The sequence below is a fragment of the Paenibacillus lactis genome, assembly GCF_017873605.1.
In the GTDB taxonomy this organism is placed as follows: Bacteria; Bacillota; Bacilli; order Paenibacillales; family Paenibacillaceae; genus Paenibacillus_AQ; species Paenibacillus_AQ lactis.
In genome coordinates, this window is sequence record NZ_JAGGKI010000006.1 from 207460 (window position 1) to 226193 (window position 18734).

General features: G+C 50.4%; 14 protein-coding genes. 13 read left to right on the plus strand and 1 reads right to left on the minus strand.

The window, feature by feature from the left end:
* Positions 1-345 precede the first annotated feature (345 nt).
* From J2Z18_RS13815 to J2Z18_RS13830, 4 genes are all read left to right on the plus strand, one after another.
* Positions 346-1083 carry an ABC transporter ATP-binding protein gene (locus J2Z18_RS13815; RefSeq protein ID WP_007128170.1) on the plus strand — a complete coding sequence of 246 codons (738 nt, stop codon included), beginning with the start codon at positions 346-348 and terminating at the stop codon, positions 1081-1083.
* Positions 1080-1853, plus strand: a complete 774-nt coding sequence (locus J2Z18_RS13820) for an ABC transporter permease (RefSeq protein WP_007128169.1) — start codon at positions 1080-1082, stop codon at positions 1851-1853. The genes J2Z18_RS13815 and J2Z18_RS13820 overlap by 4 nt, the downstream gene beginning before the upstream one ends.
* A gap of 155 nt (positions 1854-2008) precedes the next feature.
* Positions 2009-2710 (plus strand): response regulator, encoded by a 702-nt coding sequence (locus J2Z18_RS13825; protein ID WP_007128168.1) that lies wholly within the window; start codon positions 2009-2011, stop codon positions 2708-2710.
* Entirely contained in the window at positions 2707-3774 is a 1068-nt protein-coding gene (locus J2Z18_RS13830; RefSeq protein ID WP_007128167.1) for a sensor histidine kinase, read from the plus strand. The genes J2Z18_RS13825 and J2Z18_RS13830 overlap by 4 nt, the downstream gene beginning before the upstream one ends.
* A 56-nt stretch (positions 3775-3830) precedes the next feature.
* Here the strand turns inward: J2Z18_RS13830 and J2Z18_RS13835 are convergent, their stop codons facing one another.
* Positions 3831-4790 (minus strand): helix-turn-helix transcriptional regulator, encoded by a 960-nt coding sequence (locus tag J2Z18_RS13835; RefSeq protein ID WP_007128166.1) that lies wholly within the window; start codon positions 4788-4790, stop codon positions 3831-3833.
* Positions 4791-4899: 109 nt separating this feature from the next.
* Here J2Z18_RS13835 and J2Z18_RS13840 point away from each other — a divergent pair, with 109 nt between their 5' ends.
* From J2Z18_RS13840 to ppsA, 9 genes are all read left to right on the plus strand, one after another.
* Positions 4900-5379 carry a GyrI-like domain-containing protein gene (locus J2Z18_RS13840; protein WP_007128165.1) on the plus strand — a complete coding sequence of 160 codons (480 nt, stop codon included), beginning with the start codon at positions 4900-4902 and terminating at the stop codon, positions 5377-5379.
* Between the two features lie 343 nt (positions 5380-5722).
* Positions 5723-6085 carry a cupin domain-containing protein gene (locus J2Z18_RS13845; RefSeq protein WP_007128164.1) on the plus strand — a complete coding sequence of 121 codons (363 nt, stop codon included), beginning with the start codon at positions 5723-5725 and terminating at the stop codon, positions 6083-6085.
* Positions 6086-6240: 155 nt separating this feature from the next.
* A complete protein-coding gene (locus J2Z18_RS13850) occupies positions 6241-7200 on the plus strand; it encodes an aldo/keto reductase family protein (RefSeq protein WP_040738210.1) in 960 nt (319 codons plus the stop codon).
* Between the two features lie 79 nt (positions 7201-7279).
* The gene (locus J2Z18_RS13855) at positions 7280-8188 is read left to right on the plus strand and encodes an ABC transporter permease (protein WP_100085189.1); all 909 of its coding nucleotides are present in this window, start codon (positions 7280-7282) and stop codon (positions 8186-8188) included.
* Positions 8189-8216: 28 nt separating this feature from the next.
* Positions 8217-9095 (plus strand): carbohydrate ABC transporter permease, encoded by an 879-nt coding sequence (locus J2Z18_RS13860; protein ID WP_210094826.1) that lies wholly within the window; start codon positions 8217-8219, stop codon positions 9093-9095.
* Between the two features lie 108 nt (positions 9096-9203).
* Positions 9204-10814, plus strand: a complete 1611-nt coding sequence (locus tag J2Z18_RS13865; RefSeq protein ID WP_007128160.1) for an extracellular solute-binding protein — start codon at positions 9204-9206, stop codon at positions 10812-10814.
* A 221-nt stretch (positions 10815-11035) separates the two neighbouring features.
* Entirely contained in the window at positions 11036-13429 is a 2394-nt protein-coding gene (locus tag J2Z18_RS13870; protein WP_210094827.1) for a glycosyl hydrolase family 95 catalytic domain-containing protein, read from the plus strand.
* 34 nt (positions 13430-13463) lie between these two features.
* Positions 13464-15671, plus strand: coding sequence for a glycosyl hydrolase family 95 catalytic domain-containing protein (locus tag J2Z18_RS13875; protein ID WP_007128157.1), 2208 nt, complete (start codon positions 13464-13466; stop codon positions 15669-15671).
* Between the two features lie 270 nt (positions 15672-15941).
* Positions 15942-18596: a phosphoenolpyruvate synthase gene (gene ppsA, locus J2Z18_RS13880; protein ID WP_007128156.1), complete on the plus strand. Its 2655-nt coding sequence runs from the start codon at positions 15942-15944 to the stop codon at positions 18594-18596.
* The last annotated feature ends 138 nt before the right edge of the window (positions 18597-18734 follow it).

The window sequence follows — 18734 nt, forward strand, 5'->3', positions numbered from 1 at the left end:
TGCATTTATTCTAATGAGAAGGATTTAGAAAATATAGAGAGGAGTTGACAAAATGGTCCTTTACTACATAATAGCCGCTTTTGTATTAATTGCCGATCAGGCGGCCAAATAGCAGCTGATTCCTTCTTAAGCATCGGAGTCATTAGTGTGTTCTTTTCTAGCTTGAGAGAGTCTCCTAAGAAGGAACATGATGCGCCCCTTCAATAAGCGCCGGATCACATGACTATGCTTAATCGAATGTTAATATTTTTCCTACCAATCTTTTATTTCTCAAAAATCAACTTTTCATGTTCAGCCTTTACGATTAGGAAAACAAGGTCGCTAAGACATGAGGGGAGAACGCTTATGGAAAACAAGATCCTACTTGATGCAAAGGGATTGACGAAAACCTTCGGTTCCAGGACCGCTGTCAATGGTCTTAATCTTCGGATTAAGGAAGGCGATATTTACGGTTTCCTTGGCACCAACGGATCCGGTAAAACAACAACGATCCGAATGCTAACGGGACTTATCCATCCCGATGCAGGCGAAGTGAGGATTGGAGGATATCAATTGAAGTCACATTTTAAAGATGCAATAGCACTTGTCGGCGCTATTGTAGAGCAGCCAGCCTTCTATACCTATCTTTCCGCCTATGACAATCTCATGCTGACAGCGAACCTCCTGACGGGCGTGACAAGAAGACGCGTGCTAGAAGTCCTTGAGATCGTTGGACTGTCCGATCGGGCAAAAGACAAGGTTGGTTCCTATTCGCTCGGGATGAGGCAGCGTCTTGGTATTGCGAGCTCGCTTCTAAACGAGCCGAAGCTGATCATTCTTGACGAACCTACGAACGGACTTGACCCGCAAGGAATGAAGGGAATTAGAGAAATGATCGCGCAGCTTGCTGCGGAGCAAGGCATTACTTTCCTCATTTCTAGCCATCTGCTGCATGAAGTCGAACAAATGTGCAGCAAGATCGGCATTATCCGACACGGTAAGCTGGTGGCGGAAGGCGATGTCCAGCAGCTGCTCTCATCTGGAGGACCCAGAACGCTCGAGCAATACTTTTTGGACATAACGGAAGGAGATGGTAGGTCGTGATTCGATTGATCCAAAACGAGCTTTACAAAACCTTCAGATTAAAGAAAATGTATATATTTATAGCCATTCTGATCATCCATGCTTGCATGACCGTCTATTTTTATCAGTCTGGCGGGGAATGGAAGTCGGTCATTGTTACGCCGAACGGGCAATCCCTTCCTTTAGCGCTCATAAACAGCTTGGCCCAATTCATGACCATCTTCATTCCCGTTTACGTGGCAGACTTGATTACTGGCGATATAAAAGCAGGCACGTTCAAGCTGACGCTGCTGCGACCCGTCGGACGGATCGAATGGCTCAATGCCAAAATCGCCTCATTATTCGTATTCATCTTAGTCCTGGTTGTTTTATCCCTCGCAGCAGAGTACGCGATTGGAACGCTTGCCTTCGGTTGGGGCGAGTATACATTCTATGCTGGAGAGGAGTACACAGGAGAGGAAGGGGTATGGTTAACGATTCGGCTGACGTTCTCAATGCTGCTGCCGTACATGGCTTGCGGAATGATTGTCGTTTTATTGGCTGTCATGGCCACGAACATTAGTACTACGATTGGGCTCTCCATCGGAATTTTGACTGCCGCACAATCCTTGAATGCGTTCGAGATGATCAAACCCTATTCCGTTGTGAACCACATGTACTATTTTCATGAAATCGTCCATAAGGCTACTTGGGAAGCCGTGCTTCAGAACACCGCGATTATCGCAGCATACATCGTATTGTTCTATGCCGCCAGTGCGTTGATCATCAAGAAAAAAGATCTAATCCAATAGGAGGGGGCCCTTCCTGCTCAAGGTTTTCCGATAAGTGCTACTAGGCGATTTTTTCAAGGAAGGCCATGTTCACTTTCACTTATATTGGTATCTACTACGAAGCGAGTGTTATGATACAGGAGAAGGATATATATGGATATGAATGAGGTGAACCCGTGCAGCTCGACCGGATTATGATCGTGGAAGATGAGAAAGAAATTGCGGATTTGTTAAAGGATTACCTTGTAGAAGAGCACTTCGAAGTCATCGTCGCTAGCGACGGGCTAGAGGCCGTTCGATTGTTCAGGGAAACCCGGCCGCAATTGATGATTTTGGATATCATGCTGCCCCATTTAAACGGGATTGAAGTATGCCGAACGATTCGCTCCGAATCGTCCATACCCATTATCATGCTTAGCGCCAAGAAGAGCGATGTCGATAAAATTCTCGGATTAGGAATCGGCGCGGACGATTATGTAGTCAAGCCTTTCAGTCCAGGCGAGGTGATTGCAAGGGTCAGGGCGCAGCTCCGCAGAGTGAATCAGCTGTCGTCACCAATGCCGCCATCGGATATCATCCGACATAAAGATCTGGAACTCGATCTCAAAGCCTACGAAGTGAGCGTTCGAAATCAACCTGTTCAATGCTCGGCGAAGGAGTTTGAAGTACTCCGCTTTATGGCCCTTCATCCGAATCAGGTGTTAACTCGCGAACAAATCTTTCAAAATGTCTGGGGTTTCGAAGAACGCGGAGACTTGAATACGGTAACCGTCCATATTAAGAAAATCCGGGAGAAAATTGAGCGGGATCCCGCCAACCCGACCTTGATCAAAACGGTATGGGGCGTAGGCTATAAGCTTGATGGTGGTTTGCGATGAAGACCGGAATCCGCTTTAAACTGATCGCTTCACTAACCGGGATTATATTTGTTCCTGTAATCTTGATGACGATATCCGGGGTTCGCGTGAAAGAGCAGGGCCCAAGCGGCGGAACTATGGGGATATTCATTTTCGTGATCGGCACGCTAGTGGTGGCGTATCTTCTATGCGCCTATATATTGGCTTATGTGATTACAAGACGTGTCCTTCTGCCCCTAAAGGAACTGAACAATGCAGCGGAGCAAATTATAAACGGCAACTTGGATTTTCAAATCCGCAACCGCTACCATGACGAGGTAGGACGCTTCAGCGATGTATTCGAATTAATGCGTGCAAGGTTGAAGGAATCCCTGGATCAGCAAACTTCTTACGAACGTTCGCGCAATGAACTGATTGCCAACATTTCCCATGATTTGCGAACGCCGATAACCTCGATTCGCGGCTATGTCGAAGGTTTGCAGGATGGCATAGCACGCGATGAACAAAAGGTGAGCAAATACCTGGCCGTGATCAAAAACAAAACAGAGCAGCTGGATCGCATGATTGAAGACCTGTTTCAATTCGCTCAATTGGAGGCGGGGCACCTAATCATGGACGCCCGGGTCATCGACAGCCAAGTCTTGCTTGAAGCAATCATAGCCCCTTACGAGATCGAGTTTCAGGATGCTCCGGTTGGATTATCCGTCGAACGGCCATTCCCTTCCAGACTTGTAAGGGCGGACGCCGATCGTATTGCCCAAGTGTTTGAAAATTTGATCGAAAACGCCAAAAGATATGCCGGAGATTTAACGGAAATTACCGTTTCTATGAAAGATGAAGGAGATTGTCTGCTTATTGCGGTCAAAGACAATGGGAAAGGCATCGCTGAAGCGGATGTGCCGTATTTGTTTGAACGGTTTTACCGTGGAGAGAAGTCCCGTTCCAGAGCGTTCGGAGGCGCAGGTCTGGGACTGGCCATTTGCAAACAAATCGTGGAAGATCATGGCGGCCGGATTTGGGTCAGGAGTACAGATGGTAGCGGAGCCGAATTTTATTTTACCTTGCCGGTTTTCAAGGATGAATAAACGTTCCTGACCGGACGCCGGATGTTCCCTTCATCTCTCAATCGATAGAGTGCTTCTTATGGTACGTATACGCTTAATCTCCCTTTTAAGCCTTCTGCAATTTCTCTTGGCATTTCCTTTACCTTGATATCATCCCCGAGGAAAAGCAGCCAATTGGTTATTTCGGTTACTTCTTCTGAATGATGCACATTGATAAAAGTCTTTAAGGTCGCTGTGGTTTGATACGGATTCGTATAAGCAAGCGAAAACCTCAAAGGGTGGTATTTTTTGAACTGGGCAATCGCCTTTGGACCGAGATCAAGGACAAGGTTGGCTGCCTCCTCCAGCTTACTGAGCTCGGATATCTTTTTCTTGTTCATTCTTTTTTTCACAGGGTATGGTTGTACATCAGTGAGATTGTCGACAGGGATGATCCGCCTTTTTTCAGCCTCTAGGTCCAAGCCATCAATTTGCCATTGGCTTTTTTCCCGATATAGATGCAAGAGATAAATCGGATATGACTTGGTTACCTTCTCTTCTTTGACGAAGAGCATTAAATACCTGTCCCCAAGAAGAATTTGAATGAGATGTTCCAACATCGGATGGGGGAGATCAGTCAGGTCAAGCAGGTCCGGATTATTGGGGTTAGTTCCTTCGAACAGCAATATTTGATTTAGAAGCACCAGGTCATCTTGCTGGTTTTCCGAGATGAGACCCAGCAATTTTTCGGCTAAAGAGTGACGGCTCTTTAAATATGGCAGTTGTTGATTTCTTGTGGCCATAAAGGCGATAAACAGGGCTCTAATCTCATTATCGGTAAAGCGGACCGTAGGGAGGACGGAGTTGTTCATGACAAAATATCCCCCATCCCTCCCGACCTCAGCGACAAGCGGCATTCCCATCGCTTCAATTTCTCTGATATCGCGAATCGCGGTCGAACGAGAGATGTTAAATTCCCTCATGATTTCAGAAATGGTAAAGTGGGCGCGGTTGTTGATATACCGCATGATGGTGTTGATCCGTTCAACTTTTTTCATCGGGCCCTCCTAAACAGTATCACTTTTTGACATGGTTTAAAGTTATTATAAACCCATCAAGTGAAAAAACAAATCATTTGATAAATTTAAGAAGAGGAAGGTTTGGAATATGACCAATTACAGTATTGAGGAAAAAGACAGCTTTATCGTATTAGGGATCGGAACGGAGCTTCAAAGCGATTACACCGACTATGCCGGCATCAACAAGGAGAAGGCCGACTTTTGGGAGGCCGTAAAACAAGATGGAAAGCTTGACACATTAAAGGCCGTGGCCGCAAATGACTACATCTTTGCCGTAAACGAAGCCGTGAATAACAAGATGATGTATTACGCTGGCGTGATGACCGAGGCATCGATACCGGAAGCGACCAGAGCGATCCAATTTCCTAAAGGGGAATACCTCGTTGTAAAAGGAGAAGCGCAGAGCGCTGATGAGTTGAGTCAGATGCTTACAGGTATCGCCTTTGGACAAGCGCTGCCGGAAACACAGGAGGTTGCCTATGTCGGCGGGCCCAACGCAACGGTGGAAATGGGGCAGCGAAACGGCCTCGTATTTGGTGAAATGTGGATTCCTGTCGTTAGGAAATAAGTAGACCTGTATCTAATCTGTGCCATTCTACATACCGAAAACATTTCAGCCTTTTTGGGATCGGTGCAAGAACTGGATGATCAAACAGGAGAACAGCCGGTCAGAGTGTAGAAGCAACGGAGCGCGATTTCCATAATAGCAATTACCGCCTTCTTATGAGGGCGGTTTTTATTTATCCAAAAATCCTCTCTCTCTATATATAGATTTATGATTTTCCGATTGTAAGCGCCCTTCGAAGAAAACACAGCTGCGGCTTAAGAAACGACATGTTGCAAGAAGCGATCGGAAGGTATGATGTTCAAGAAAGCCAAGCTGATCAAATTCTATTAAGGAGGAACCCGAAATGCTACGATTTCGGCTTCATGAATTGAAGGATACGAGGTCTGGCCATATACTCGGAGACCTTCTGCCCGGCGATTATTTATGCGCCGGTGGTCTCGCTTTCACGAAGCCCGGCGAAAGAAGCCATACGAACGACGGACCCGGAGGCTTGGATATACATACGCATCCGGATCGAGAGGCGTTCATCATAATCCAAGGGTACGGCATCATGGAGGTGGATGGAGTGGAGCACGTTGTAACCACAGGGGATATCCTGATTATTGAAGCTGGCGAAGACCATCACCTTCGTTCCAGCGAAGACGATCCGCTCGTAACATTGTGGTGTCACGCGGGGCACGTTCGCCATAAAAGTCAGGCGGAATGATGAAACAACGTCGTAGAAAAACACAGGGCAGTATGGAGACGCGACATGGAGCTTACATAGTCTGTCGTTTTATGATCGATTTGCAGGATATCAGAACCTGTACCAAACAGTGCGGGCACAGCCTGAATTTTGAAGATGGAATGGAGTTGACATCTATGCAGTACAGAAGACTGGGTAACAGTGGATTGAAGGTGAGCGAAATCGCACTCGGCAGCTGGCTTACCGTCGGAGCGGCTTCAGATCCCAGGCTTCCGGAGAGGATCATCGACCGCGCTTATGGGCATGGCATAAATCTATTTGATACGGCGAACGTCTATCATCATGGTGAAGCAGAAAGGATCGTTGGGCATGCATTGGCCAAATACGAACGAAGCTCATATGTTCTGGCCACAAAGGTTTGCGTGCCGGTAGGAGACGGCCCCAATGACCGCGGCTTGTCCCGCAAGCATATTCGCGAGCAGTGCGACTTGAGCTTGAAGCGGCTTGGCGTCGACTATATCGACTTGTATCAGTGTCACCGGTACGATCCCGATACGCCGCTCGACGAAACGCTCCGGGCTCTCGATGATCTGGTGAAAGCGGGCAAAGTGTTGTACACAGGTGTGAGCATGTGGAGACCGGCGCAGATCGTGGATGCGGTTCGGACGGGCGCCGAATTGAACCTGAACCGCATCATCTCCAGTCAACCGCAATACCATATGCTCCTTCGCGAACCGGAACTGGAGCTGATCCCGGTTTGCGAGAGGGAGGGGCTCGGCCAAATCGTATTCTCTCCGCTTGCCCAAGGCGCGCTTACTGGCAAATACGAGCCTGGCGGCATGATCCCGCCAAGCTCGAGGGCGGCGGACCCGAAGCAGAACGGAGCCATCTCCCGCTGGATTGACGAGGATCACCTGAAGCGGGTGCAGCGACTGAAACCGATCGCGGATCAGGCCGGCATCTCGCTTGCACAAATGGCGCTAGCCTGGATTCTGCGTCAGCCATCCGTGGCCAGCTGCATCGTCGGAGCCTCGAGACCAGAGCAGGTGGACCATAACGTCCACGCTTCCGGTATCCGGCTTGACGCGGCTACGCTCGATGCCATTGATGCTGCGCTTAAATTCGAAGAGAAGTAGCACATGATTTACAGAAGGAGTGAAGAATATGCCGGGAAACACGCCCATTGCCGCATCGAAGCCGCCCAAACGCACTTCCATGTCCCGATCGAGGTTGAGCCAGTTCCGCAAATACAAGGTTCTTTACATCATCTCGCTGCCAGGATTGTTGTATTTCATCGTATTCAAATACATTCCGTTGCTAGGCTCGGCCATGGCGTTCCAGGATTACAACATATTCAATGGATTTTCTGCAAGTCCGTGGGTCGGGCTGGAGCATTTCCGACGCATGTTTGAATACAGCGAATTTTTGCGGATTTTGAAGAACACGATTTTAATCGGTGGTTATGACCTCATCTTTGCTTTTCCCGTGCCGATCATTTTGGCGATCCTGCTGAATGAGATGAGGGTGGTTTTGTTTAAGCGAGTGCTGCAAACCGTCGTGTACATGCCGCATTTTTTATCATGGGTCATCATTGGGGGCATCGCCATCGGTATTTTGTCCCCGTCCACAGGGCTCGTAAACAGCATGCTCGAATCGCTAGGTTTGGACTCCATTTATTTTCTCGGGGAAGAGTCCTATATCCGAAGCATTCTCGTAGGATCGGGCATTTGGAAGGACAGCGGTTGGGGCACGATCGTATACCTTGCGGCGCTCGCCGGCATCAATCCTGAACTGTACGAGGCTGCCCGCATCGATGGTGCCAACCGCTGGAAGCAAATCTCGAAGATTACTATACCGGCCATTTTGCCAACGGTCGTCATCATGTTTTTGCTGCATATTGGCAACTTTCTTGATTTCGGTTTCGAACGGGTATTCGTGTTCCTGAACCCGTTAAATGAAAATAGCGGCGATATTCTGGATACGTATATCTATCGCGTCGGTTTGATCCAGCAGCAATACAGCTACACGACCGCCATCGGTTTGTTCAAATCCGTGGTCGGCCTTGGCCTGATCATGATCGGCAACACGCTGAGCAAGAAAGCGACGGGCAGCGGACTGTATTAATTTTACGAATCAAAAGGAGGGTTGCGGCATGCAGCCATCATCGAAGCTTCGTCGTTTCCATTTATTTGACTGCATGAACTATATCTTTATGACGCTGCTCGGGATAATGATGATTTTTCCGATTTTACACGTACTGGCTAAGTCTCTGAGCAGTGAAGCGGCTATCAATAGCGGGCGCGTTTCGCTGATTCCGGTCGATCTGACCTTCGATAATTATCAAGTTATTCTCAATGATCCGTCGATCCTGCGCGCGTTCGGCGTCAGCGTGTTCATTACGGTCGTCGGCACCTTGATCAATCTCGTCTCGACCGCATCGCTCGCTTACCCCCTGTCCAGGCAGGAGTATCAGGGACGCAAGCCCATTCTGATGCTCATTCTCGTTACTTTCATTTTCTCGGCGCCGCTTATCCCGAACTTTCTGCTTATCAAAAATCTGCATTTGCTCGATACGCTGTGGGCACTTATGATCCCAGGCGCAATCAGCGCCTATAATTTATTCATCATGAGGTCTTTCTATATGAGCCTGCCTAATGAGTTGATCGACTGCGCCAGAACAGACGGAGCTTCAGAGCTTAGGATCATATGGAGCGTCGTGCTCCCGCTGTCCAAACCGATCATGGCGACGATGGGGTTGTTCTATGCAGTCACGCATTGGAATTCATACTCGCAAGCGTTATATTACATCAACTCGCGCACGCTGTATCCGCTGCAGCTCAGGCTTCAGGAAATCGTGATGAATAACTCCATGGCCGAGGCGGGAGGTTTGATGGAGGAGTTGTCGAACGTGTCGCCAAGCGGCGTCCAAATGTCCGTCATAATCGTATCGGTGCTGCCGATCATGCTGGTGTATCCTTTTCTGCAAAAATATTTTGTGAAAGGCATGCTCATCGGTTCGATCAAATCGTAGCCCATGATAAAAAAACACACATCCATAATAAATATGCCATAACCATTAATTTTTATATTTAGTAACTTATTGTTGTGGTTTATTCAATGAAAAGGAGATGAAGGTACGATGAAGAGACGACTAAGCCTGATGCTAGCCATCATTCTTGCAGTCGGAAGTGTAAGCGCTTGCGCTGGTGGCGGCAGCACTCCAGGCAACTCGAGTGAGGGGCAGACCAATCAACAACCGGCCCAAACCGGCGAGACCGGCCATTCGGGAGCGGAGGAGCCTCTGAAGTTCAGCATGTCGATCACGACAAGCGGCAATCCCCATGTGGAGCAGTCTCCGGATATCAACAAAGATAAATGGGTGCTGGAACTGGAGAAGCGTACGAATACCGACGTTCAGTTGACTACGATTCCGCTTAAAGATTTCGATTCCAAAATGTCGATTATGTTCGCAAGCAATAATATCCCCGACGTCGTGCAAAACGTAGGAGGTGCGACGGACAAATCGATGGCAGGGTCCGTCCAAGCCGGTGTCTTCATGCCGCTCGACGATCTGCTGAAGCAACACGCGCCGAACATCATGAAGCACGTCACGGAAGCAGCCTGGGACGAAGTCAGTTATAAGGGCAAGATTTACGGCATCCCGAACTGGCTAAGCAATCCGTCCAGACGGGCCACGTTCATTCGGACCGATCTGCTGAAGCAAACCGGATTGCCCGTGCCGAAGACGCCGGAGGAATTCCTTGATGTCATTCGCGCATTCAAGAAGCTGGGTGTCGAAAATCCGTACCAGCTTCGCATGGACTTTAAGTACGCCGACCTCTTCTTCGGCCCTTACGACGCGTTAGGCTATCAGTTCATGCAGCAGGGCGACGAGATCGTTCCCAAGTTTTTCGACGTAGACAATATGACCAAGGCGCTGACCATGTACAAAACCATGTATGATGAAGGCTTGGTACCAAAAGACTTTGCCACATTGAATGTAACTACATACGCAGAAAATATCAATGGCGGCAAAGCCGGCATGTGGACGTCCAACGCTGCGGGGCTGCTCGATTTCCGCTCGAAGATCAAAGCGGTTGATCCGAAGGCCGAGGTTGAAATCATTCCGTCACCGGTCGGGCCTGACGGACTGAGCGGTTACGGATTGTACAGCTCGGTTATTACGTCTTTGTACATCAACAAGAATGTGCCGGAGGAAAAAGCGATCCGCATTATCAAGATGCTGGATTGGATGCTGACCGATGAAGCCAAAATGTTCTTCACCTTCGGCATCGAAGGGGAGAATTACACGATCGATAATGGCAAAGTGAATTACAAAGCGCCTACAACCGCGGAAGAAGAAGCCGAGCAAGGCTTCAGGGGCATGCTGGGATTCGTGGGCGATGCGACAATCAATCGGATGCGGATGGAGCAGCTCGAAGGCGGCCAAGACGTGCTGGATGCGCTGGATAACACACTGGCAAGAGAAGGGGTGGGCGGCATTATCTTTATCCCTGATTTGGAATCGTTCCAGCGGTATCCGGACCTCGCTTCCAAGCGGCCGGATCAGGCGCCTAAGATCATCGTCGACCATATGGTCAAAATGATTTACGGCAACGAGGATATCGCCGATTGGCCCAAGGTCATCGAGGAATATCGCCAGAAAGGCGGCAACGAGATTATTAAGGAAGCAACCGAACGATTTAACAACAAGGACGGCGTTGTTATCCAGGAGTCGCGCCTTCGATAACCCCGCGAATGCATGGAATGCAAGGCTTGCAAATCCAGTCGCCGATACCAGGCCATCCCCGGGGGATGGCCTTATCGTTACCGACATCGAGGACCAGGACATGAACGAGATTGAGTTTTTGCTGTCCCCATTTTTTAAGAACCTTGATCTCGATACCGTCGATTCGGGCCCAAGCTATGGAGTGCCGGATATGATTTGACTTGGAGAGGAGGATATATGGCATGCATTCAGATCATCGCAATACCGATCAGAAACATATCTTGACGATGCGCTATCCCGCAGCATGGTGGCGGTCCCAGTGGAGGGAAGCGATGCCGTCTGGCAATGGCTGCATCGGTGCTTCGGTATACGGAGGAGTGTACGAAGAAACCATACTGCTCAATCATGAGCTTCTGTGGCGTAAGGGCTCGACACCGGAGTTGCCGGATGTGAGCGCAATACTTCCCGAGGTTCGGCGCCTTCTCGCCGAAGGAGAAGCAGAGGAAGCTGATGGCGTTCTAGTCAAATGCCTGCGCACGAGCGGATACGAGCCGAAGATTGCGTCGCCTCTTCCGCTGGGGGACCTGAAGATTTATATGCCGCAGCACAGCGCCTTCCGCAGTTATGAGCGAAGACTGAACATGGCCACAGGGGAAGTTACGGTTCGTTGGACGGTTGGGGAGACCGCGTACGAAAGATCGTTATTCGTCTCCCGCACGGACGATTCCGTCGTCTTGGCCATCCGTAAGCAGGGTCCGCTTGCGCTGGAAGCCACGATGACCTTTCAGCCGCATAATCCCGAGGATACACGCCGGCCGGGAACGGCTTATATCCCGGAGGCTCCCGAATCGAAGCGGGACGGCCATTATTTATACTACGCCGCTCGCAACAATGACGGCTCGGACTTCGGAGCAGTCGCCAGGATCGTCAATCGGTCCGGGACATTGGGTGCCAATGAACGGGAGTACTCAATTAAAGACGCCGAGTCGCTGCTCGTGATCATCCGGTTGTTTCCGTCGGGGAAGAGGGAAGAGCAGTGGGAGCGCTTGACATTCGAGCTTCGGGATCTGGCAGCCGACTACGAGATGCTGCTCGCACGGCATGCTTCGGAGCACGGCAGATTGTTCCACGCATCGTCCTTCGACTTGAGGGCGCAAGGAAGGGAGCGCTCCAATGAGGAGCTGCTGATGGAAGCATACAGGGGCGAGGTTCCGGACGCACTGATGGAGAAGATGTGGGCGTACGGACGCTACCTGCTTATATCCGCCTCGCGCGAGAAGGGGCAGCCCTGCCATCTCTACGGATTGTGGGCTGGCGATTACGATGCGGTATGGGCGTTTCACATGGTGAACGAAAATTTGCAAATGATGTATTGGCAGGCGCTCTCCGGCAATATGTCGGGCCTAATGCTGGCCGTGTTCGACTACATGGATTCGCTGATGGACGACTTCCGGACGAATGCGCGCCTCTTATACGGCTGCCGCGGGATTTACATTCCCGCTCCGACGGCGCCGGACTCGGGGCTGCTCAAACATCTCCAGCCCCACATCGTACATTGGACCGGGGGCGCGGGCTGGGTCAGCCAGCTGTATTACGACTATTATCTGCATACGGGCGATATAGCCTTCCTGCGCGAACGCGCGATTCCGTTCATGCGCGAGGCGGCATGGTTTTACAGGGATTTCTTCATCCTTGGCGAGAATGGATTCTTTGTAAGTTCGCCTTCCAATTCGCCGGAGAATACGCCGGGGAATTATTGGAAAGGACCCGGTCATTCGATGGGCACGACGGTTAACGCCACGATGGATTTCGCGATCGCCAAGGAATTAATGAGAAACTTGGCTGACGGTTTGCGTGCGATCGGGGAAAGTGAGGAGGAAGAGAATCAGTGGAGGGCTATGCTGGAGCGCATACCTCCATATCAGATCAACGAGGACGGTGCCGTCCGCGAATGGATGCATCCCGATTATGATGACAATTACCATCATCGCCATCAGTCGCATGCGTACCCCGTCTTTCCGGGGATTGAAGTGACCAGGCAGAACGATCCGGCGCTGTTCGATGCTTTCGTCCAGGCTATCCGGAAGCGGCTCGTCATCGGTCTGAAGGAGCAGTCCGGCTGGTCACTCGCCCATATGGCGAATAATTATGCGCGCATGGGAGAAGGGGACCTGGCTCTAGAATGTTTGGATATCCTCGGCCGCTCCTGCGTCATGAATAATTTGATGACGCTTCATAACGACTGGCGGGGCATGGGGATCGGCGTGGATATGGACTGGGCGCCCGTTCAATTGGATGCGAATATGGGATGGACGGCCGCAGTGCAGGAGATGCTGTTGTTCTCTGTGCCAGGCGAGCTGCATTTGCTTCCGGCCTTGCCGACACGGTGGATTCGGGGATCTGTCGGGCCTTTGCTGGCAAGAGGCGGGGTGCAGTGCGAGTTAAGCTGGGATCGGGAAGAACAGATGGTAGACGTGACGCTTCGAACATGCAGCGGAAGGCAGGCTGTCCGGCTCATATTGCCGGACATGGTGGCGCGAATCCAGGAGTTCGAATTTCGGCCAGGACAACCGGTGAATGTCAAGCTGGATGAAAGGCCTCGTCGCTTGCGGCTGGAGCTGAAGCCTTTGTCATAGCATCTGTCAAGGATTTTAACCAAGGAGGAGAGCAATGGAATCGAGTGTATGGATGAACCAGGATGAAATAAGCATTCGGGAAGAGCAATGGAAAGACCATATAGGCGTATTCCGACGTCCGCCAACCCGGATCCCAACGGATACGTGGACGGACGCGCCGCTGCTCGGCAACGGCGACGTAGGGGTTTCGATCGGCGGCGAGGCCCATCATCAGACCTTTTACATTGGCAAAAACGATTTTTGGGTTCAGCCTCATCTTGGCGAAAGTGAAGAACAGCGGATTGGACGCTTGCTCCGGGACAACGGCCGGAGAACGGGCGCGCGCATCATAACGGTCGGGCAGATATCGCTGCTGATGCCTCGGCTCGCGGATGCGTCGTATGACCTGGAGCAGGACATATTGAATGCCGAAACGAGGGGATCATTCCGAAATGAGCAGGTGAAGCTGCGGCTATGTTCCTGGGTTTCCGCAGATTCCAACGTGCTGGTGACCGAACTGGAATGCATGGCAGGGAAGCTGGATGTAACCGCCAGACTCCATGCCGGCGATAGTGCCACCGATGAGGTCTACCATTACGATAACGGGGCCGACCCGGAAGCAATCTGGTTCCGCTACGCCGCCAATCCAGGCAGCCTGCCGCAAGTTCGACGAGTGGCTGCCGCATGTCGTGTCATCGGTACGAACGCGCAAAACAAGTGGCTGTTTCAGAATGTGGAAGCTTCCTTTCAGATCCGGGCAGGAGAACGATTGGCTGTTGTGACGGCGATCGTCAGCAACCGAGACGAGCCGGATTGCCTGCAAGGGGCACTAGGCCTGCTGAATGATTACGCAACCGGAGGCTTGGACGATCTGGCCAAACGCAAGCAAAACCATCGGGGCTGGTGGAGCGAGTACTGGCGCGCGTCCTCGATCGAAATCGGCGATCCCGTATTAGAGAAGTACTATTACGCCTCTTACTACATCATTGGATCCTGTATGCGTCCAGACAAGGTCCAGCCGGGCCTGTTCGGCAACTGGGTGACGACGGACCGGCCGAAATGGACCGGGTCCTACACGATGAATTACAACTTTGAAGCGCCTTACTTCGGCTTGTATACCGGAAATCGGATCGCCTTGTCTTCAGGCTACTGCGATCCCTTGCTGGCCTTCCTTCCCCTTGGAAAAGTATTGGCCCGCGAGAAGTTGAACTGCCGGGGCATCTACATGCCGGTCGAACTCGGTCCGGACGGCATGGTTTGTTCCGCGCTGTTTCACGGCCAAAAATCAAACGCCTCGTTTGCGGCGGTCAACTTGCTTATGCATATTTACTATACATACGATCTGGACTACGCGCGAAAGGTCTATCCTTATCTGCTTGCGGTCGCCGATTTTTGGGAAGACTACCTGGTCTTTGAGAATGGACGTTACGTCATCTACGATGATGACATCCACGAGCGCTCCCAAGACCGGAAAAACCCGATTCTTTCGCTCGGCTTCGTGCGAATGATCATGCGAGCCATGCTCCATTTGAGTGTAGAGCTGGATCGGGATACGCATAGACAGCCGAAGTGGCGGCACATTTTAGCGAACTTGAGCGCTTATCCGCTGATGGAACGAAGCGGCAAAACGGTCTATAGATTGACCGAGGAGGGAATGAGCTGGAACGACCGCAATTCATTGGCGGTGCAGCATATTTTCCCGGCCGGGAACCTTGGACTCGACAGTTCGCCCGAAGAGCTGAAGATCGCGCAGGATACGGTGGCAGAGATGCAGCGCTGGTCCGACTTCAACGCTTTTCCAACCTATTACGCTGCAGCCGCGCGGGTCGGCCATGACCCGGCCGAGCTTCTGGAACGTTTGAGAGCGGAATGCGAGCGGTACGCGCTGCCCAATCTGTCGATCCATCACGGAGGCGGAGGAATTGAGGATGCGGCCGGCGTACCGGCATGCCTGCACGAAATGCTGCTGCAGAGCCATCAAGGCATCCTGCGCCTTTTTCCGACCTGGCCAGCAGACAGAACAGCGAGATTCAAGAAGCTAAGAGCCGTAGGCGCCTTTGTCGTAAGCAGCGAGATTGAGAACGGCAAGGTGCGATACGTTCTGATTACAAGCGAGCGTGGAAGAGAGCTCAAGCTGCTCAATCCATGGCCGGATCGGGGCGTCATCGTTTACCGGGACGGGGCGGAAGGGCAAGCGATTGCAGGAGAACGGATTCAGCTTGAGACGATGCCCGGCGAGCGGCTTCTGCTCCTGCCTGGGTAAATGCGATCCGTATCGGAAATTGAACAGGCACTGTCCAAGCCCGAAGCAGGAACGACGAAGCAAAGAAGCGGATGGTCATAAAAAAAAGAACCTGAGTCGATGGACCAGGTTCTTTTGTATTGCATATAAACAGACGCGGTGATATAATCAGACCACGACTGAGATTGTGTAAAAGGTCATAAATATCTTATCTTACATTTTCATTGTAGCATGCCGAAAAATCTCTTGTCAAATGTTTTTTTTCAAATCCATGGTTAGGAGAGATGTTGAATGAGTTCGTTGGTTATCGATTTTAAGGAAATGGCAACATCCCAGCTTTGGCTTGTTGGCGGAAAAGGATTGAATTTAGGGGAATTATCAAAAATCGAAGGAATCCAAGTTCCTGAAGGATTTTGCGTGACAACCGAGGGATATCAAAGAGCCGTCGAACACAACGAAACGTATCATGCTTTGCTCCATCGACTAACCATGCTATCCGTAGAGGATCGAGATCAAATTGGTGAAATCAGCAGGAAGATTCGGGAAACCCTTATGAACGTTGAGATCCCTTCCGACGTGGTGACTGCAGTAACCGAGTCTCTCTCCCGGTTTGGCGAAGAGCATGCTTATGCCGTACGTTCCAGCGCGACCGCCGAAGATTTGCCGCATGCCTCTTTCGCGGGGCAACAAGACACCTACTTAAACATCATCGGCAAAGATGCCATCCTGCAGCATATCCGCAAATGCTGGGCTTCGCTATTTACGGACCGCGCGGTCATCTACCGTATGCAAAATGGATTTGACCACCGTCAAGTTTATTTATCCGTTATCGTTCAAAGGATGGTTTTCCCGCTTGCTTCTGGGATCATGTTTACCGCTGATCCGATGACCGGAAACCGAAAGCTCCTCTCCATTGATGCCAGTTATGGACTTGGAGAAGCGCTAGTCTCTGGCTTGGTTTCTGCCGATGGTTACAAAGTACGGGAAGGAAAAATCGCCGAGAAGCGGATCGCCACTAAAACTTTGGCAATCTATGCACGGAACGAAGGAGGAACAGAAACAAAGCAGCTGGATCCGGATCGGCAAAAGGCTCAAACCCTGACGGATGAGCAAATATTACAGCTGGCAAGCATCGGGAGACAGATTGAAGCTTATTTCGGTCAGCCGCAAGATATCGAATGGTGCCTAGTCGATGACATATTTTATATGGTCCAAAGCCGGCCTATCACGACTTTATTTCCGATCCCTGAAGCGAATGATGAAGAAAATCACGTCTATATCTCTGTGGGTCATCAACAAATGATGACGGATCCCATAAAGCCGCTTGGATTGTCATTTTTTCTGATGACGACTTCAGCCCCCATGCATAAAGCTGGCGGAAGATTGTTTGTTGATGTCACACGGAATCTGGCATCACCTGACAGCAGAGAATTTTTAGTGAATGGCATGGGACAACACGATCCGCTTCTAAAAGACGCGCTTATGACCATAATCGATCGAGATTTCATAAAACTATTACCAAACGATAAAAACGAATCAAGCCCGGGTAAAAGCAATAAAGGTATGCCGCCTGCCGGTGCCCAACCGCAATTCGATAACGATCCGACGATCGTTTCTGATTTGATTAAACGTAGTCAGACATCGATCGAAGAGTTAAAACAACACATCCAAACGAAGTCTGGATCGGATTTGTTTGATTTTATCCTGGAAGATATTCAGCAATTAAAGAAGATCTTGTTTGACCCGCAAAGTTCGGCTGTGTTTATGGCTGCCATGAATGCTTCAGCATGGGTTAATGAGCGAATGAACCAATGGTTAGGTGAAAAAAACGCAGCAGACACGCTTTCACAATCTGTACCCCACAATATTACTTCGGAAATGGGCTTGGCCCTGCTCGATGTCGCTGATGCAATCCGTCCTTATCCGGAAGTCATCGATTATTTACAGCATGTCAAAGACGACGCCTTCTTGGATGAACTGGTTAAGCTGGATGGCGGGCAGGAAGCCCTTGACGCAATTCAAAGTTTTCTCGACAAGTATGGCATGCGATGTGCCGGAGAAATCGATATCACAAGAACCCGGTGGAGTGAAAAACCAAGCACGCTTATCCCTTTGATCCTGGGCAACATCAAAAACTTTGAACCAAATGAAAGTGTTCGGAAGTTTGAGCAGGGGCGCCAGGAAGCTTTGAAAAAAGAAAAAGAACTATTAGAGCGATTGATGCAATTGCCGGATGGTGAACAAAAAGCCAAAGAAACCAAACGAAAGATCGACCTCATCCGGAATTTCATCGGTTACCGGGAATATCCCAAATACGGCATGGTGAGTCGGTACTTCGTTTATAAGCAGGCTTTGCTGAAAGAAGCCGAACGGCTCGTGCAAGCGGGCGTTATTCATGAAAAGGAAGATATTTATTATCTTACTTTTGAGGAACTTCACGAAGTCGTGCGCACCAATACATTGGATGACCCGGGTTGCATGGTCGAGCAGCAAGCGAGGCTTGCGCCAAGAAAGATGATCAGCCAGCGAAAAGACGAGTATAAATTGTATGAAAAATTAACGCCGCCGCGTCTCATCACATCGGAGGGTGAAATCATCACAGGGGCCTACAAACGAGAAGATCTTCCTGACGGAGCAATTGCAGGTCTTGCCGTCTCCTCCGGCGTTATCGAGGGACGCGCACGCGTCATCTTAAACATGGAAGACGCCGATCTGGATGAGGGAGATATTTTAGTCACCTCCTTTACAGACCCCAGCTGGACGCCATTGTTTGTATCCATCAAAGGACTGGTCACCGAAGTTGGCGGACTGATGACCCATGGCGCCGTAATTGCACGTGAGTATGGATTGCCGGCCGTTGTCGGCGTGGAGAATGCCACCAAACGGATAAAGGATGGGCAGCGAATCCGGGTGCATGGAACGGAAGGGTATATTGAATTACTGTAAAGACCGATTACGTCAAGGAAAAGGGCTTTGGCCTCATTGACGGCATTACATGGAAACAGGCACCGATGCAAAGCTGAGGACACTCTCGGGAAGAAACCCGTATTGACGGGTTTTCTTCCCTGATTGCCCTTGATCATT

Coding starts and splice junctions, on each gene's coding strand:
- J2Z18_RS13865 (WP_007128160.1), top strand. CDS start 9,204: ATGAAGAGACGACTAAGCCTGATGCTAGCCATCATTCTTGCAGTCGGA.
- J2Z18_RS13860 (WP_210094826.1), top strand. CDS start 8,217: ATGCAGCCATCATCGAAGCTTCGTCGTTTCCATTTATTTGACTGCATG.
- J2Z18_RS13840 (WP_007128165.1), top strand. CDS start 4,900: ATGACCAATTACAGTATTGAGGAAAAAGACAGCTTTATCGTATTAGGG.
- J2Z18_RS13835 (WP_007128166.1), bottom strand. CDS start 4,790: ATGAAAAAAGTTGAACGGATCAACACCATCATGCGGTATATCAACAAC.
- J2Z18_RS13845 (WP_007128164.1), top strand. CDS start 5,723: ATGCTACGATTTCGGCTTCATGAATTGAAGGATACGAGGTCTGGCCAT.
- J2Z18_RS13815 (WP_007128170.1), top strand. CDS start 346: ATGGAAAACAAGATCCTACTTGATGCAAAGGGATTGACGAAAACCTTC.
- J2Z18_RS13830 (WP_007128167.1), top strand. CDS start 2,707: ATGAAGACCGGAATCCGCTTTAAACTGATCGCTTCACTAACCGGGATT.
- J2Z18_RS13870 (WP_210094827.1), top strand. CDS start 11,036: ATGCATTCAGATCATCGCAATACCGATCAGAAACATATCTTGACGATG.
- J2Z18_RS13855 (WP_100085189.1), top strand. CDS start 7,280: ATGTCCCGATCGAGGTTGAGCCAGTTCCGCAAATACAAGGTTCTTTAC.
- ppsA (WP_007128156.1), top strand. CDS start 15,942: ATGAGTTCGTTGGTTATCGATTTTAAGGAAATGGCAACATCCCAGCTT.
- J2Z18_RS13850 (WP_040738210.1), top strand. CDS start 6,241: ATGCAGTACAGAAGACTGGGTAACAGTGGATTGAAGGTGAGCGAAATC.
- J2Z18_RS13875 (WP_007128157.1), top strand. CDS start 13,464: ATGGAATCGAGTGTATGGATGAACCAGGATGAAATAAGCATTCGGGAA.